Source organism: Siccibacter colletis, from assembly GCF_000696575.1.
GTDB lineage: Bacteria > Pseudomonadota > Gammaproteobacteria > Enterobacterales > Enterobacteriaceae > Siccibacter > Siccibacter colletis.
The window spans coordinates 1-15779 of record NZ_JMSQ01000006.1; the positions used below are offsets into that span (position 1 = coordinate 1).

Genomic DNA, 15779 nt, shown 5'->3' on the forward strand with positions numbered 1-15779 from the left:
AACGCCGTAGCGCCGATGGTAGTGTGGGGTCTCCCCATGCGAGAGTAGGGAACTGCCAGGCATCAAATTAACATACCTGACCAGAACTTCAGGGCAGTTCACTACTCGACAGAGAGTAGGACAAAAGCGAAGCTTTTGAACGTTGCGCAGCAACGGCCCGAAGGGTGAATCGCACAGCGATTCATAAACTGCCAGGCATCAAATTAAAGAACCCTCAGCGAAAGCTGAGGGTTTTTTAATTTTGTATTTCTGAAAACGTCCCGGCAGGTCATCTGCCGGTACTTTTCAGGCCTGTCATCCAGGCTTCTGCCACCACCGGCAGCTGCAGGATCAACCCTGTTGCGTATCAATCCATACCATCACAACACCGGCTGCCACCACATCCCTGCGCAGGGCCGCGCCGCCGGGTTCATATGTGAGCGTTGCACCACTCCGCAGGGAAGCGGGTGCACCACCCGTAAACGACCCGGTGGCAGACTGAAACTCCCCCAGCACACGTCAGTTTTCTGGCGTTTTCAACTGGATGCATGCTTCCCTGCCTCAGACATTTTCCGATATTGCCACTTCACCCTTTTTCCTCATCTATCCTTATGATGCCTGTTTCTGACCGGGAGGTATCATTCTGGCTAACAAACCCTTTAATTATCAGCAAGATTTCTCCAGCATCGACTTCAGCAAACATCCTGAACTTTATCAGGTAGGGCGTGGCGAACAGGGCGTATTGCTGGTTGAACCCTATAAAAGTGAGATCCTGCCGCACTGGCGCTACAAAAATGCTGAAGCGGCAGAGAAATCCGCAGCTGCTATCTATGAGATGTTTGAAGCCTGGCGAGCAGAAGACGATTTTGTCGGTATGGATATGGCGCGGAAATTCATTCAGATGGGTTATACCCGTGCTCGTCGCTACGCCAATTACAAAGGCGGCAAAAAATATACCGAGGATGGTTCAACGCATCCGCGCGGCAACGATCCGGTGAAAGCGGTAGCGGCTGCCGTATTCAAAACCTGGTGGGATCGGATCCGCGCCGACGATGACTATCTGCGCCGCAAACGCGAGCATCAGTCAAAGTATGGCTAAGCGCATCCAGCTTTTCACAACAATTACCGTCTGGCTTCACAAAACCGTAGTCAGCAAATAATTAACACTTTATTTACTTTTTCAGCGAGCGCACTCTACGGCTTTCAGTAATGAAGGCTGAATGCGTCTGATAACAAGGAGAAGATCATGACAGAAGTCACCGCTCGCACTGAACAGAAAGCCGCTGAGCATCTGGATACCCGCCGGCGCGTCTGGGCCATCGTGGGTGCTTCATCAGGTAATCTGGTCGAATGGTTCGACTTTTACGTGTACTCGTTCTGCTCGCTCTATTTTGCCCATATCTTTTTCCCGTCCGGGAACCCGACCACACAACTCCTGCAAACTGCAGGGATCTTTGCTGCCGGGTTCTTAATGCGCCCGGTGGGCGGCTGGCTGTTTGGCTGGATCGCTGACCGACACGGACGCAAAACCTCAATGCTTATCTCGGTATGCATGATGTGCTTCGGTTCACTGGTGATTGCCTGTCTGCCCGGCTATGCGCAGATTGGTACCCTGGCTCCGGTATTACTGCTGCTGGCGCGCTTGTTCCAGGGATTATCCGTAGGCGGCGAATATGGCACCAGTGCGACCTATATGAGTGAAGTGGCAATCGAAGGTCGGAAGGGCTTTTTCGCTTCTTTCCAGTATGTAACGCTGATTGGGGGACAACTGCTGGCGCTGTTGACGGTGGTGATCCTGCAGCAGGTGCTGGATGAAAAAGATCTCTATGCCTGGGGCTGGCGCATTCCTTTTGCAATAGGTGCCGTGCTGGCTATCGTCGCGCTATGGCTGCGCCGTTCGCTGGATGAGACCTCGACGGATGAAACCCGTGCACTGAAAGAGGCCGGGTCGCTGAAGGGACTGTGGCGTAACCGCAAAGCGTTCATTATGGTGCTCGGCTTTACCGCGGGTGGCTCGCTCAGCTTCTACACCTTCACCACCTACATGCAAAAATACCTGGTGAATACCGCGGGCATGCATGCGAATACGGCCAGCGCGATCATGACCGGGGCGCTGTTTATCTTTATGCTGCTGCAACCCTTCATCGGCGCGCTGTCGGATAAAATTGGCCGCCGCAGCTCCATGCTGTGCTTCGGCGCGCTGGCGACCCTGTGCACCGTGCCCATCCTTACCGCGCTGCAGAATGTCTCTTCGCCCTGGGCGGCGTTTGGTCTGGTGATGCTGGCGCTGATCATTGTCAGCTTTTACACCTCAATCAGCGGCATTCTGAAGGCTGAAATGTTTCCGGCGCAGGTCCGCGCGCTTGGGGTGGGCTTATCCTATGCGGTAGCCAATGCGCTGTTTGGTGGCTCGGCAGAATATGTGGCGCTGTGGCTGAAGTCGCTTGGCTCGGAAACAGCCTTCTTCTGGTACGTATCCGCGATGGGCGCGCTGGCTTTTGTGGTATCGCTGATGCTGCATCGCAAAGGGAAGGGGATCGCGCTTTAGTACTGCGCCATTTGCCACAGGGCGTAACCGGTGGTTGCGCCCGCAACGTCCCAGGCGAGATCTTTCCAGCTCCAGCCGCTCCCCGCCGGGCGGCTGTCCCAGAGTTCTTTCGTGGCACCAAGACTTACCGCAAACATCAACCCAATTCCGGCGCTGCGATCGCGGCTCCAGCCCTGATGCTGACCTGCCTCGTTGCCAGCGGCGGCAAGCATCGCCGAACCAATAAAGTGTTGGGCTTTATCCTGGCCGTACCAGGCGTCCTGCGCCTGATGACTGCATCCGCTTATCAATAACATGGCGAGTAGACTCAGCGAGCGCATACCAGCTCCATAAAAAAGCCCTGCAAGCAGGGCTGAATAATCAGAGGATACGGCTGATCAGCCGATCGATACGAATCCGGCGCAGGCGGCGAATAAGCTTGCGCACTTTTACCGGATACTCAGCAATGCTCTGCAGGTCGCGATAGTGCTGCACCACGGTAGTGTGAGTGCGGATAAGCTCAAGCTCGCGATCGCGCTGGGCAGCCAGCTCGTGTTGCGGATCGTGGATCAGCACCGCATTCTCCAGATCGAGACGCCAGGCGCGCGGGTTCAGGTTGTTGCCGGTGAGCAGCATCCACTCGTCATCCACCCACATGCCTTTCAGGTGATAGCTGTTATCTTCATCTTTCCACAGACGCACTACCAGCTGACCGCTGCTGACGTAATACTGCAGGCGGCTCAGGAAACGACGCAGGTTAATCTCGTAGAGATAGGGCAGCGCGCCGATGATTTTGAACGGCTGATCTTCAGGAATGTAGAAGTCATTGGCGGTTTTATCGCCGACAATAATTTCCACCTGTTTGCCGCTGCGCAGTAGCTGAATAATGTTACGCACCAGCACGGCAGGAAGGTTGAAGTAAGGTGTACAAATCGTCAGCTTGCGCTCGGCGCACGGCATCAGATGGAAAATGGTTTTATTAAGCGGGCTGGATTTGCCCAGTCCGACCAGCGGCGTGACCGCCAGCTCATCGTTATCCGCATCGCCCTGATAGTTAAACACCGCATCGCGCAGCTCCTGGCGGAACAGGCGAATGTCGTTTTTAATCTCCTGGCTTTTCGGGCGGTTTTCTTCATCGAGGCGGTTAACGGCGCGTCCCTGAATCAGATGCTGTTCAACCCAGCTGAACATCACGTCCGCCAGCTGCGCGTTGCGGATCAGGTGATAGCGGTCGTAGCGATATTTTTCATGCTGATGCAGATAGACGTCGTTCAGGCTGGCGCCGCTGTAGAACACCGCATCATCGATGATAAAGCCTTTGAAGTGCAGAACGCCGAGGGCCTCACGGGTGTTGACCGGAACGCCGTACACCGGGAGGGTAACGCCGGGATTTTCCTGCGCTAAACGGGTGTACCAGTCGGCATTGGTATTTGATGCTGCGGCACCGATGCGGCCGCGCTGTGCGCGGTGCCAGTCAACCAGCACGCAGACCTCAAGTTCAGGGCGCTGGCGCTTCGCATCATAAAGCGCATTGAGAATGCCTTTGCCACCATCATCCTGCTCAAGATAGAGCGCCACGATGCAGATACGGCGCGTGGCACCGGCGATTTTCTCAAGCAGCGTCTCCCGAAATGCTGCCGGGGAGTAGTGAAACGCCACGTCGTCAGCAGACTGAGAAAGCTTCGGTAGTTGGGCAAGGTGTTGTTGATGTTTATTGCGTTTAAATTTAGACAACATCACAGTGCGTATCTTCTCTATACAGTGGACGGTCTTCTGTGCAGTACAGCTGACAGAAGCGGGGGATGATACCACTACTGTCCGGGAATGTGGTCAACATTTCCAGTACCTTACTCACGAATCCGCGTGTGGTGACAGTGGCAAAGTCAGGCCGACAATTCCGTCTTCAAGCTGAATATCGACCTGAAAACCGAGTTTACGTGCCAGCGCGACCATCCCCTGATTACCCGGCATGGTGATGCCGTTAAGCTGCGCAATGCCGTGCTCGCGCGTATAGGCAATCAGTTTTTCCAGTAAGCGCCTGCCCAGGCCAAGCCCCTTCAAATCGGAACGCACCAGTACCGCAAATTCGGCATCGCGATTATCCGGATCTGAGATAGCGCGCGTCACGCCAAGGATCTCCTCTTCCGGCCCGGGATGACGCACTGCAACAAACGCCATCTCCCGATCGTAGTCGATCTGGGTCATATTGGCTAAATCTTCATGAGTAAATTCATTGATCTCGCTAAAGTAACGATAGTAGAGATCCTCTTTGGTGACCTGAGCAATAAAACGGCGCAGCTGTGGCTCGTCTTCGGGCAGGATCGGGCGGAACAGGCAGCGCTCGCCGTTTTTCATCTCAACCCACTCCTCAAAGCGGTGCGGATAAGGGCGGATCGCCAGACGGGTTTCCGGGTCTCCCTGCCAGGGCGCAATCTGTAACGTGACATCGAGGGCGATAAATTCTGAACCCGTCGCCAGCAGGGGATGAATATCCAGCCGGTTAATTTCGGGGCAGTCCACCACCAGGTTCGATACCTGCACCAGCACCTGAGCCAGCCCGGCGATGTCCAGCGGGCGCAGCGCGCTACGGGCGCGAATTTTTCCGCGCTTGATGGCCTGAATCACCAGATAGCGCGCCAGGTTCATGTTGAGCGGCGGGAGTGCCACCGCTGCCGCGTTCTGGCTGTCCCACTCGGTGCCACCTTCCCCCAGCATGATCAGCGGGCCAAACAGCGGGTCGACCTCGACGGCGATACGCAGCTCCTGCGCCCCGGCGCGATTGGCCATGCTCTGCACCAGCAGACCGTGAATGCGCGCCTGCGGCGAGGTCATTTTCACACGGTCAAAAATCGCGGTCGCCGCCTGATGCACTTCCGCCGCGGTGCGCAGATATAGCATTACCCCCTGCACGTCAGATTTATGCGGAATATCCGGCGAGCGCAGCTTAAGGGCGACCGGATAGCCAATCTGCCCGGCGATATGTACCGCTTCGCTGCTGTCACCGGCGATCCAGGTGGGCAGGGTTTGCAGTCCGTAAGCTTCAAGTATTGGCCGCACCTCGTGGGTATCCAGCGCCAGCGCACCGTCATTCAGCGCGTGCTGCAGCAGACGATGGGCATCCCCGGTATTGGCTGTAAGGTTGGGGGGCAGGGCCGGAGTTTCGCGCAGCTGTTTCTGGTTACGGCGGTACTCCACCATATGCATAAACGCGGTGATGGTGCCTTCCGGCGTGCGATAGGTTGGGATGCCGGCATCGCTGAATAAGCGGCGCGCCTCCTGGGATGAAAACTCCCCGCACCAGTTGGTCAGCAGGGTGATGTATTTTCCGCGCGGGTGTTGAGCTATCGCATCAATCAGCGCTCTGGCGCTGGCGCTGCCCGGTGCGGCGGCGCTGGGGGAGTGGATCACCATCAGGGCATCCACCTCCTGGCTGTCGAGCAGCGCCGTTATCGCCTGCTGGTAGCGCTGGGCGGTGGCGTCATCCAGCAGATCGAGCGGATTACCCGGCGTAACGCTGCCCGGTAACACGCTTTGCAGAGCGCTGAGCGTCTCGTCACTTAAGGTTGCCAGCTTGCCGTTACGCCGCCACAGCTCGTCCAGCGCCAGCGCAGCGGGTGCCGCGCCGTTGCTGACAATCATCACCCGCTCACCGCGCAGCGGACGCATATGGCTCAGGGTTTCCACCGCCGAGAAAAGCTCATGGGTATCTTCCACCCGCAGCAGGCCGGCGCGTTGGATCGCAGCATCCCAGGCCTGATCCGATCCGGCATCCGCTTTTAACAGCTGCTGCGCCCCGGGGCTTCTGCCGCTTTTGATCACCAGAATGGGTTTATTACGCGATGCGCTGCGCGCGGCCGAAACGAAGCGCCGGGCATCGCTCAGGTTTTCGAGGTAGAGCAGGATCGCGGTGGTTTTGCTGTCCCGGGCAAGGTAGTCCAGCAGGTCGTCCACATCAATATCGAGACTGTCGCCCAGCGCAATAAAGTAGGAGAACCCCATCTCTCGCTGCTGCGCCCAGTCGAGAATGGTATTGGACACCGCCGCCGACTGGGAGATAAACGCCAGCTTGCCTTTGCGGATCGGCACCGGCGAAAAGCTGGCGTTCAGTCCCTGCCAGGGGGCCAGCAGGCCGAGGCTGTTTGGCCCGAGCAACCGCATTTGCCAGCGGCTGGCGCAGGCGAGGAGTGCGGCATGCTGGTCAGGAGAGGCGGAAAGAATAATGCAGGTTTTGCAGCCCTTTTCTCCCAGCGCCTCCAGCAGCGCCAGGTTGCGTTTCGAATGGGTACAGAGCACCGCGAGATCCGGCGTAAACGGCAGGCTGGCAACATCAGGCCAGGCCAGCACCCCGCATACCGCTTTCCAGGCGGGCGTGACCGGAAGTACCGGGCCGCTGAATCCGCCCGCCAGCAAGTTGCGCATCATTAAGTAACCGGCGCGATCCGGCTTCATTGATGCGCCGATGACGGCGATGGACCTGGGACGAAGCAGCGCTTCCAGTCCACGTTGGCTCATTGGGGATCTCCATCAGGCAAAGTGACCTGATGATTTTAAACGCTTTCTGATTCGTCTGCTGTGATACTGCCCGAATGATGGGGTTTCCCTGCCAGGTAGCGTTCGCGGAACAGGGAAAAGTGATCGCTCAGTCCACGGGCGGCTGCCGTGTCACCCGCGAGGTCAAGCAGGGCAATTGCCACTTCGGCGGTGCAGTATTGCCCCTCAGCGTGCGCTTCCCGCAGTCGGTAAGCGGACACGCGCGACAGATCCACCGACATCACCGGGAAACCATCGAGCCACGGGCTTTTACGAAACATCTTGCGCGCTTCGGTCCAGGTTCCGTCGAGCATAATAAACAGCGGCGGCTTGCCGGTGAGCGGCGGGGTAGTGAGAACGGTACGACCGGCATCGGCGTAAGAGGCAGGGAAAACCACCACGGGCTGGTAATCGCCGCTGGCGACCAGATCGAGCAGCGCTTGCGGTGGCGCAGTGCGCGACCACTGAAAGGCTGTCGTCGTCGGCAGAATATCGGCAATCAGCCGCCCGGTGTTGCTGGGCTTCATCGGTTCGGTATCGAACATCACCAGGCAGAATTCACTGCGAGCGGCAACGGGTGCCAGCGTGGCGCACAGGCACTGCTTTAACGGCAGCAGGCAGCGCTGACAGCGTCGGATACGGTTTCCGCGGGCCAGAAAAGGGCGGGTGGCGCGAGCCAGACGGTCGGCCCGAAGGCGTAAAACGGCGTTTTCAGTCATGGGGAAGGAAACAGGAAAAACGCTATTCTGGCAGAGCGCGGGGCAGGGTACAAGCCTGCCCCGGCAGGTCAGACTGACTCGTTGAGCCAGCTGTCAAAAGGCGCTTTCGGCATTGCGCCGTTCAGCATGTCGACCATTTCACCATTTTTAAAAATCATGATGGTGGGAATGCTGCGAATACGGAAGCGGGCGCTCAGTTCGCGTTCAGCTTCGGTATTGATTTTAACAAAGCGCATTTTCCCGCTGCGCTCTTCCGCCACGTCTTCAAAGACGGGCGCAAAGTTACGGCACGGGCCACACCACGGCGCCCAGAAATCGACCACGACGGGCAGATCGTCTTTCAGCAACGTATCAAACGTTTCACCGGTGGCGTTGATCACTTCGCCATCGAAAAGCTCATGGCCGCAGCGCCCACATTTGGCGCCATCATCAATGCGGTCATCAGGAAGGCGGTTGACGGACTGGCAGGCGGTACAGACGGTATTCATCGTTAACCTCAGGCACATGTAGCCGGTTTGGTGAGCAATTTGCTCAATTTGTTTCAAAGATGTTACACATTATCATTCAGGTCAAAGATATCGACAACGCGATTTATTCAATGAGTACAATAGTTATTAGCTTTTGAGAGAAGGTCATGGCTATGCGCCAGTACATCGGGTAATCTTCGCGCTTCGCGCAGCGCTGGTGGAGAAAAGCATGAACGACGATTTAAAAGGTAAGAGCGGTAAGGTCCGCGTAATGTATGTTCGCGGAGACGATAACGCAGAAAAACGATCTGAAAATCCCCGCACCGGGAAAGGTGGAGGCCGCCCGCAAAGCTCCTCCCGCGCTGAAGGCGGCCGTCGTGGCGGCCGTGATGAAAACCGTAGCCGCGACGGCGGTCGTGGCCAGCGTGATGACCGCCGCGGTCGCGACGCGGGTCATGGTCAACGTGAAGAGAGTTCGCCGTGGCGCACCGTTTCCCGTCCGCCGCGTGACGATGCCGCGCAGGCAAACGCGGCGAATGCTGAACTGCCGAAAGGCTATGTCGATCCGGAAGTGATCCGCAAACAGCGTGCTGAAGAGGCGCGCGTCTACGGCGAGAACGCCTGTCAGGCGCTGTTCCAGAGCCGCCCGGAAGCCATCGTGCGCGCCTGGTTTGTCCAGAGCGTCACCCCTCGCTTTAAAGAAGCGCTGCGCTGGATGGCTGCCAACCGCAAAGCCTATCATGTGGTGGAAGACGCCGATCTGGTGAAAGCCTCCGGCACCGAACATCACGGCGGCGTCTGCTTCATTATTAAGAAACGTCACGGTATCAGCGTACCGCAGTGGCTGGCCCAGGCCGGCGAAACTGACTGCGTACTGGCGCTGGAAGATGTCGGCAACCCGCATAACCTCGGCGCTATCGTGCGCAGCTGCGCGCACTTCGGCGTGAAGGGCGTCGTGGTGCAGGATGCCGGTCTGCTGGAATCCGGTGCGGCGATCCGCACTGCAGAAGGCGGGGCCGAGCACGTTGAAGCTATTACCGGCGATGGCTTCCAGGCGTCTCTCGATGCGTTCCGCAAAGCGGGCTACGCTATCGTCACCACCTCCAGCCATAAAGGCACGCCGCTGTTTAAAGCTTCCATGCCGAAGAAAATGGTGCTGGTGCTGGGGCAGGAGAAAGAGGGCGTTTCTGAAACGACCTTCGCCGGTGCCGATCTGAGCATTGCCATCGATGGTACCGGGAATGTGGAAAGCCTCAACGTTTCGGTTGCCACCGGCATTCTGCTTGCGGAATGGTGGCGTCAGAACCACAGCTAAGCGACCGACGACATGAAAAAAGCCAGCATTGCGCTGGCTTTTTTTGTTATGCGTCCGGGAGCACCGGCTGCCAGTCGATGGGCGTTTCGCCGCGCTCGCTAAGCCAGGCATTGGCTTTCACAAAGTGATCGCAGCCAAAGAATCCACGGTGGGCTGACAGCGGTGACGGGTGCGGCGCACGCAGTACGCAGTGCTTATTCCCGTCGATAATCGCCCCTTTTTTCTGGGCGTGTGACCCCCACAACAGGAACACCACCCCTTCCCGATGCTGGTTGATAATCTCAATCACTTTATCGGTAAAGGTTTCCCAGCCTAAGCTGGCGTGAGAATGCGCCTGCCCGGCACGTACCGTCAGCACGGTATTGAGCAGCAGCACGCCCTGACGCGCCCAGCTTTCCAGATAGCCGTGGGTCGGACGTTCGAAGCCCGGTATCGAGCTTTGCAGCTCTTTGTACATGTTCACCAGTGACGGCGGCGGCGCAATGCCCGGACGCACCGAGAATGCCAGACCGTGCGCCTGACCTGGCCCGTGGTAGGGGTCCTGGCCGAGGATCACCACTTTCACATCCCCCAGCTCGGTAAAGCGAAAGGCGTTGAAGACGTCCTTCTGCGGCGGATAGATAGTGGTACCGGCTTCGCGCTCGGCGGCCACGGTTTGCAGCGTCTGCTGAAAATAGGGTTTCTGTTTCTCGTCTGCCAGCACGTCATGCCAGGTCAGGGGGCTTGTCATCTCGCTCTCCTGCGAAGGTTACTTCCTTTTAGCTTAACGTCTTATCGGGTAAGAACAAAACCTCAGTGCGCATTCAGCAACCCCGGTCATCCGGAAAAGTGAATTTTGATGCTAAACAAGAACCTGGACGTATACCCCTTCCCGGTATGCGGATTTAATTGATTTTGGTCAAAGAATCGCGCCTGTCTGGCTGGTATATAAACAGGATAGCAACAATGGTTTTACCAATGAGCCAGCGAGTCGCTGAGCCATCATCAATAATCGCCCGGGAGGCATACTATGATTACAGGTATCCAGATTACTAAAGCAGCAAACGACGCTCTGATGAACTCTTTCTGGCTGCTGGACAACGAAAAAGGCGAAGCGCGTTGCCTGTGTGCAAAAGGCGGCTATGCCGAAGATGACGTGGTGCCGGTGGCCACGCTGGGTGATATCGAATACCGTGAAATTCCGATGGAAGTAAAACCGGAAGTGCGCGTGGAAGGCGGTCAGCACCTGAATGTTAACGTGCTGCGTCGTGAAACGTTGGAAGATGCAGTTAAGCATCCGGAAAAATATCCGCAGCTGACCATCCGTGTTTCTGGCTATGCGGTGCGCTTCAACTCCCTGACACCGGAACAGCAGCGCGACGTGATCGCCCGTACCTTTACCGAAAGCCTGTAATCGCAGGCGAAAAAAAACGGCGGGGAGACCCGCCGTTTTTATTTTTATTCACCCTTTTCCGGGTTTTCCGCCGCTGCGGCTGAACCCGCAGGCTTACGGCGCTTGCCGATGTTTTTCTTGTCGCGATGGCGCACCTTCACGCGCGGCTTGTCTTTATCCTGCTCTTTCTTCTTCTCTTCGCGTTTCGCCAGCACCTTCTTCGACGGCTTACCGGTCAGCTTCTCGCTCGGCGCACGCGTAGTGGGACGCAGCTCGTCAATCACACGGGCCTTCAGCGGCTCGCTGATGTAGCGGCCGACTTTGCCGAGCAGCAAATGATCATGCGCTTCGACCAGTGAGATCGCCGTGCCTTTACGCCCGGCGCGGCCGGTACGACCGATGCGGTGCAGATAGGTATCGCCGGTGCGCGGCATATCGAAGTTGAAGACGTGACTGACGTCGGGAATATCAATCCCGCGCGCGGCCACATCGGTGGCAACCAGCACGTTAACGCGCCCGTCGGTCAGGCGTTTAATCGCTTCGTTACGCTTAACCTGCACCATCTCACCTTCGAGATAGCAGTTGTTGATGCCCGCTTCACGCAGCCAGGTGGCTAGCTCGTGCACACGCTCGCGCTTGCGGACAAAGACGATGGAACGCGTGGCGTCCGGCTGCTTCAGCAGATGCACCAGCAGGGCGGTTTTATGTTCGATGTTGTCAGCGCGGTAGTACCACTGATGTATCTTCTTACGCTCGCGGGTGGACGGCAGGGCAGACACCTCAACCGGATCTTCCAGCAGGCGCTTCGCGAAGTCGCTCACTTCTTCACTTTCGAGCGTCGCGGAAAACAGCATGGTCTGCTTGCGCCAGCGGGTTTCACCGGCGATGGTTTCGATATCCTGCGCAAAGCCCATGTCGAGCATGCGGTCGGCTTCGTCGAGGATCAGCGTCTCAACCGCGCGGCAGTCGAAGTTCTCTTCTTTAATGTACTGCAGCAGACGACCGGTGGTCGCAACCACGATGTCCTGGTTTTCGCTGAACACCTCAGCATGGTTCATATAGGCCACACCGCCGGTGATGGTGGCGATGTCGAGATGCGTATGGGCTGCAAGTTCGCGGGCGTGTTCCGCCACCTGCATCGCCAGTTCTCGTGTCGGGGTAAGGATCAAGATGCGCGGCGGCCCTGATTTTTTACGCGGGAAGTCGATCAAATGCTGCAACGCGGGCAGCAGGTACGCTGCCGTTTTACCGGTACCTGTCGGCGCAGAGCCAAGAACGTCGCGTCCTTCCAGCGCGGGCGGGATCGCCTCGGCCTGGATGGCGGTGGGGCGGGTGAAACCCTTATCCTGGAGCGCATCCAGCAGGCTATCGTCGAGATCGAGTTCGGAAAAAGTCGTTACAGTCATGTTCTACCTCAGTGTGGGCCGCCGATTATAGACGTTCGGGCTGTAATGTTCATCTGTTTGTATGGTTATGCCTTTTAAGCCGCTTCGCTTTGCCCTATGCTAAACCGGAATTCAGATAAGGTAGCAAAGATGTCCCAGCCAAAATCCCCACTCCGCCGCAACGGTTTTACCTTCAAGCAATTTTTTGTCGCCCATGACCGCTGCGCCATGAAAGTGGGGACCGACGGCATTCTGCTGGGGGCCTGGGCGCCGGTTGCCAGAGTGAAGCGCATGCTCGACATTGGCACCGGTAGCGGCTTACTGGCGCTGATGCTGGCGCAGCGCACGCCGGATGATGTGACGATTGATGCAGTGGAGCTGGAGCCCGACGCCGCGGCACAGGCGGCCGACAACGTGCAGGCTTCACCCTGGCGCGAACGCATTCGGGTTCACGCTGCCGATATTCAGCCCTGGGCGCGGGAGCAAACCCAGCGCTACGAGCTTATCGTCAGCAATCCGCCCTATTTCCCACAGGGCGTTGAGTGCGCCACCCCGGAACGTCAGCAGGCGCGCTATACCACTACGCTCGATCATAGCGCATTACTGTTCTGCGCCGCACAGCGTATTACCGAAGAGGGATTTTTTTGCGTGGTGCTGCCGGAGTCCGAAGGCGCAGCCTTTACGCAGAAGGCGCTGGAGATGGGATGGCACAGCAGGCTGCGCACCGATATCGCTGAAACCGAAGGGCGATTGCCGCACCGGGTGCTGCTGGCTTTTTCTCCGCAGGCGGGTGAGCTGTTCAGCGATCGACTGATCGTTCGTGGGCCAGACCAGAGCTACTCTGAAGCCTACTGCGGTCTGACCCAGGCTTTCTATTTATTTATGTAGGCGTGGGGAACCAGCACTGACGGGCCGGCATCCTCAGCAACATCCGGATAATCAAGGGTGTAATGCAGGCCGCGGCTCTCCTTGCGCATCATCGCGCAGCGTACAATCAGTTCCGCCACCTGCACCAGATTACGCAGCTCCAGCAGGTTGTTCGAGACGCGGAAATGCGCATAGTACTCATCGATCTCCTGCTGCAGCATAGTGATGCGGCGCAGGGCGCGCTCAAGCCGCCGTGTAGTGCGCACTATCCCCACATAATCCCACATAAACAGCCGCAGCTCGTGCCAGTTATGCTGGATCACCACGCGCTCGTCTGCATCGTCCACCCGGCTTTCGTCCCACGCCGGGAGCGCGTCATGAACGCGGGTCACGGGCAGACGGGCGCGAATATCTTCCGCTGCCGACCAGCCGTACACCAGACACTCCAGCAGCGAATTCGATGCCATGCGATTAGCTCCGTGCAGCCCGGTGCAGGAGACCTCACCGATCGCATACAGCCCGTTAACGTCGGTGCGCCCGTGTTCATCCACCATCACGCCGCCACAGGTGTAATGCGCCGCCGGTACGACCGGGACCGGATCGGTAGTGAGATCGATACCCAGCGTCAGCAGCTTCTCGTAGATGGTCGGAAAGTGGTGACGAATAAACGCCGGGGATTTATGCGAAATATCGAGGAACATGCAGTCGGCCCCGAGACGCTTCATCTCGCCATCGATGGCGCGCGCCACAATATCGCGCGGTGCCAGCTCGGCACGCGGGTCGATTTCCGGCATAAAGCGGCTGCCGTCCGGGCGAGTCAGGTATGCCCCTTCGCCGCGCAGCGCTTCGGTCAGCAGGAAATTGCGCGCCTGAGGATGGTAAAGCGCGGTGGGGTGGAACTGGTTGAATTCGAGATTCGCGACGCGACAGCCAGCGCGCCACGCCATTGCGATGCCATCGCCGGACGCCACGTCGGGGTTAGTGGTGTACTGATAGACTTTTGACGCCCCGCCGGTTGCCAGCACGACGGCCTTCGCCTGGCAGGTTTCCACCCGCTCCTGGTTGCGGTTCCAGATCCATGCTCCCACCGCGTGACGCGGACCCTCAACGCCGATCCGGTCTGAGAGGATCAGGTCCACGGCATTAAAGCGTTCGAGAATACGGATATTGGGATGGCTGAGCGCCTGGCTGACCAGCGTGGTTTCTACCGCTTTTCCGGTCGCATCGGCGGAATGCAGGATGCGGCGATGGCTGTGCCCGCCTTCGCGGGTGAGGTGATAACCCGCTTCGCCGTTCGCCTGGATCTCGGTATCGAACATCACGCCCTGATCGATAAGCCACTGGACGCAGTGCCGCGCGTTAGTGGCGACAAACTCAACGGCGTCACGATCGCACAGGCCGGCACCGGCAATCAGGGTATCCTCCACATGGGAAGCGATGCTGTCGGTTTCATCAAACACGGCAGCGATGCCGCCCTGGGCGTAAAAGGTCGCGCCTTCGCTGACCGGGCCTTTGCTGAGCACAATAACGCTGGCGCTGGCGGCGAGTCGCAGCGCCAGCGACAGGCCGGCTGCGCCGCTGCCAACGATCAGAACATCACAGCGATAATCGGGTATGGTTGTCATGATGTGTTTAATTTACTAAACAAGGTTGCCGCAGCATAGCACCACCTTTGCCAGGTGAGCAGCATTTTTTCGCCTTGCGGTTCTAAACGCTAAACCAGGCGGCAGGGAGAGCGGAAAAAGCAGCTGACAACCTGAGCAGCCAGGATTTAAAGAGATGAAATAAAAGTGCGCTTGCGTTAACCTGCACCCGGTCTGTCTGGCAACGTATTGTTAAAAGCCACCCTTTCACTGCAGCGGAACGTATAATGAACAGCGTAGAGCCTGCTTCCGCTCAACAGATCATAACAACAACGGCGTAACGGAATTTACAGGACGAATAGCGGTCATATCCCTGCTCGCAGCGCCAGCAGGTGCCGGAGTCGTTCCGATTACGCGTGGAGATGAGTTTTGAGGAGACATTACCTCGGATGAGCGAGCAGTTAACGGATCAGATCCTCGTCGAGCGGGTCCAGAAAGGAGATCAGAAATCGTTTAACTTACTGGTAGTCCGCTACCAGCATAAAGTGGCGAGCCTGGTTTCCCGTTATGTGCCCTCAGGTGATGTTCCTGACGTGGTGCAAGAATCCTTTATCAAAGCCTATCGCGCGCTGGACTCTTTCCGGGGCGATAGCGCCTTTTACACCTGGCTGTACCGCATCGCGGTAAACACCGCCAAGAACTATCTTGTCGCTCAGGGACGCCGTCCGCCGTCAAGTGACGTGGACGCCAACGACGCCGAAAATTATGAAAGTGGCGGCGCGTTGAAAGAAATTTCGAACCCTGAGAACTTAATGTTGTCTGAAGAACTGAAACAAATTGTTTTCCGCACTATCGAGTCGCTCCCGGAAGATTTACGTATGGCAATTACGTTGCGGGAGTTGGATGGACTTAGCTATGAAGAGATAGCCGCCATCATGGATTGCCCGGTCGGTACGGTTCGTTCGCGCATTTTCCGTGCGCGTGAAGCAATTGATAATAAAGTTCAACCGCTTATCAGGCGTTGACGATAGCGGG

Annotated in this window: 14 protein-coding genes; 6 read left to right on the forward strand and 8 right to left on the reverse strand. The window is 57.6% G+C overall.

Annotated features, from left to right (window positions below; translation table 11 throughout):
• The first annotated feature begins 622 nt into the window (after positions 1-622).
• Positions 623-1078: a DUF4385 domain-containing protein gene (locus ET34_RS0105680; RefSeq protein WP_031520223.1), complete on the forward strand. Its 456-nt coding sequence runs from the start codon at positions 623-625 to the stop codon at positions 1076-1078.
• A gap of 147 nt (positions 1079-1225) precedes the next feature.
• Positions 1226-2527, forward strand: a complete 1302-nt coding sequence (locus tag ET34_RS0105685; protein WP_031520225.1) for an MFS transporter — start codon at positions 1226-1228, stop codon at positions 2525-2527.
• On the opposite strand, the gene ET34_RS0105690 is transcribed toward ET34_RS0105685, so the two are convergent.
• The 5 genes from ET34_RS0105690 to trxC form a co-directional block, all read right to left on the reverse strand.
• Complete coding sequence (locus tag ET34_RS0105690) at positions 2524-2847, reverse strand: YfiM family lipoprotein (protein ID WP_031520227.1); 324 nt, start codon at positions 2845-2847, stop codon at positions 2524-2526. The two genes, ET34_RS0105685 and ET34_RS0105690, sit on opposite strands and share 4 nt — an antisense overlap.
• Positions 2848-2887: 40 nt before the next feature.
• The gene (gene pssA / locus ET34_RS0105695; protein ID WP_031520229.1) at positions 2888-4243 is read right to left on the reverse strand and encodes a CDP-diacylglycerol--serine O-phosphatidyltransferase; all 1356 of its coding nucleotides are present in this window, start codon (positions 4241-4243) and stop codon (positions 2888-2890) included.
• A 114-nt stretch (positions 4244-4357) separates the two neighbouring features.
• Entirely contained in the window at positions 4358-7018 is a 2661-nt protein-coding gene (locus ET34_RS0105700) for a bifunctional acetate--CoA ligase family protein/GNAT family N-acetyltransferase (protein WP_031520231.1), read from the reverse strand.
• A 35-nt stretch (positions 7019-7053) separates the two neighbouring features.
• Complete coding sequence (locus ET34_RS0105705; RefSeq protein WP_031520233.1) at positions 7054-7755, reverse strand: tRNA-uridine aminocarboxypropyltransferase; 702 nt, start codon at positions 7753-7755, stop codon at positions 7054-7056.
• A gap of 68 nt (positions 7756-7823) precedes the next feature.
• Positions 7824-8243, reverse strand: a complete 420-nt coding sequence (gene trxC / locus ET34_RS0105710) for a thioredoxin TrxC (protein ID WP_031520234.1) — start codon at positions 8241-8243, stop codon at positions 7824-7826.
• Between the two features lie 208 nt (positions 8244-8451).
• Here trxC and ET34_RS0105715 point away from each other — a divergent pair, with 208 nt between their 5' ends.
• Positions 8452-9537, forward strand: coding sequence for a tRNA/rRNA methyltransferase (locus tag ET34_RS0105715; RefSeq protein ID WP_031520236.1), 1086 nt, complete (start codon positions 8452-8454; stop codon positions 9535-9537).
• A 46-nt stretch (positions 9538-9583) separates the two neighbouring features.
• Here the strand turns inward: ET34_RS0105715 and ung are convergent, their stop codons facing one another.
• Positions 9584-10267 carry a uracil-DNA glycosylase gene (gene ung / locus ET34_RS0105720; protein ID WP_031520238.1) on the reverse strand — a complete coding sequence of 228 codons (684 nt, stop codon included), beginning with the start codon at positions 10265-10267 and terminating at the stop codon, positions 9584-9586.
• Between the two features lie 279 nt (positions 10268-10546).
• On the opposite strand from ung, the gene grcA reads away from it, so the two are divergent.
• The gene (grcA, locus tag ET34_RS0105725) at positions 10547-10930 is read left to right on the forward strand and encodes an autonomous glycyl radical cofactor GrcA (protein WP_031520240.1); all 384 of its coding nucleotides are present in this window, start codon (positions 10547-10549) and stop codon (positions 10928-10930) included.
• Positions 10931-10974: 44 nt separating this feature from the next.
• On the opposite strand, the gene srmB is transcribed toward grcA, so the two are convergent.
• Positions 10975-12315, reverse strand: coding sequence for an ATP-dependent RNA helicase SrmB (gene srmB, locus ET34_RS0105730; protein WP_031520242.1), 1341 nt, complete (start codon positions 12313-12315; stop codon positions 10975-10977).
• Between the two features lie 129 nt (positions 12316-12444).
• Here srmB and trmN point away from each other — a divergent pair, with 129 nt between their 5' ends.
• The gene (gene trmN / locus ET34_RS0105735) at positions 12445-13182 is read left to right on the forward strand and encodes a tRNA(1)(Val) (adenine(37)-N(6))-methyltransferase TrmN (protein WP_031520243.1); all 738 of its coding nucleotides are present in this window, start codon (positions 12445-12447) and stop codon (positions 13180-13182) included.
• On the opposite strand, the gene nadB is transcribed toward trmN, so the two are convergent.
• Entirely contained in the window at positions 13167-14786 is a 1620-nt protein-coding gene (gene nadB / locus ET34_RS0105740; RefSeq protein ID WP_031520245.1) for an L-aspartate oxidase, read from the reverse strand. The two genes, trmN and nadB, sit on opposite strands and share 16 nt — an antisense overlap.
• Before the next feature lie 407 nt (positions 14787-15193).
• Between nadB and rpoE the strand changes: the two genes are divergently transcribed.
• Complete coding sequence (gene rpoE / locus ET34_RS0105745; protein ID WP_031520247.1) at positions 15194-15769, forward strand: RNA polymerase sigma factor RpoE; 576 nt, start codon at positions 15194-15196, stop codon at positions 15767-15769.
• Positions 15770-15779: the final 10 nt, after the last annotated feature.

Bases quoted from the DNA above. Each gene is read 5' to 3' on its own strand.
- ET34_RS0105685 (WP_031520225.1), top strand. From the start codon at position 1,226: ATGACAGAAGTCACCGCTCGCACTGAACAGAAAGCCGCTGAGCATCTG.
- ET34_RS0105690 (WP_031520227.1), bottom strand. From the start codon at position 2,847: ATGCGCTCGCTGAGTCTACTCGCCATGTTATTGATAAGCGGATGCAGT.
- pssA (WP_031520229.1), bottom strand. From the start codon at position 4,243: ATGTTGTCTAAATTTAAACGCAATAAACATCAACAACACCTTGCCCAA.
- ET34_RS0105700 (WP_031520231.1), bottom strand. From the start codon at position 7,018: ATGAGCCAACGTGGACTGGAAGCGCTGCTTCGTCCCAGGTCCATCGCC.
- ET34_RS0105705 (WP_031520233.1), bottom strand. From the start codon at position 7,755: ATGACTGAAAACGCCGTTTTACGCCTTCGGGCCGACCGTCTGGCTCGC.
- trxC (WP_031520234.1), bottom strand. From the start codon at position 8,243: ATGAATACCGTCTGTACCGCCTGCCAGTCCGTCAACCGCCTTCCTGAT.
- ET34_RS0105715 (WP_031520236.1), top strand. From the start codon at position 8,452: ATGAACGACGATTTAAAAGGTAAGAGCGGTAAGGTCCGCGTAATGTAT.
- ung (WP_031520238.1), bottom strand. From the start codon at position 10,267: ATGACAAGCCCCCTGACCTGGCATGACGTGCTGGCAGACGAGAAACAG.
- grcA (WP_031520240.1), top strand. From the start codon at position 10,547: ATGATTACAGGTATCCAGATTACTAAAGCAGCAAACGACGCTCTGATG.
- srmB (WP_031520242.1), bottom strand. From the start codon at position 12,315: ATGACTGTAACGACTTTTTCCGAACTCGATCTCGACGATAGCCTGCTG.
- trmN (WP_031520243.1), top strand. From the start codon at position 12,445: ATGTCCCAGCCAAAATCCCCACTCCGCCGCAACGGTTTTACCTTCAAG.
- nadB (WP_031520245.1), bottom strand. From the start codon at position 14,786: ATGACAACCATACCCGATTATCGCTGTGATGTTCTGATCGTTGGCAGC.
- rpoE (WP_031520247.1), top strand. From the start codon at position 15,194: ATGAGCGAGCAGTTAACGGATCAGATCCTCGTCGAGCGGGTCCAGAAA.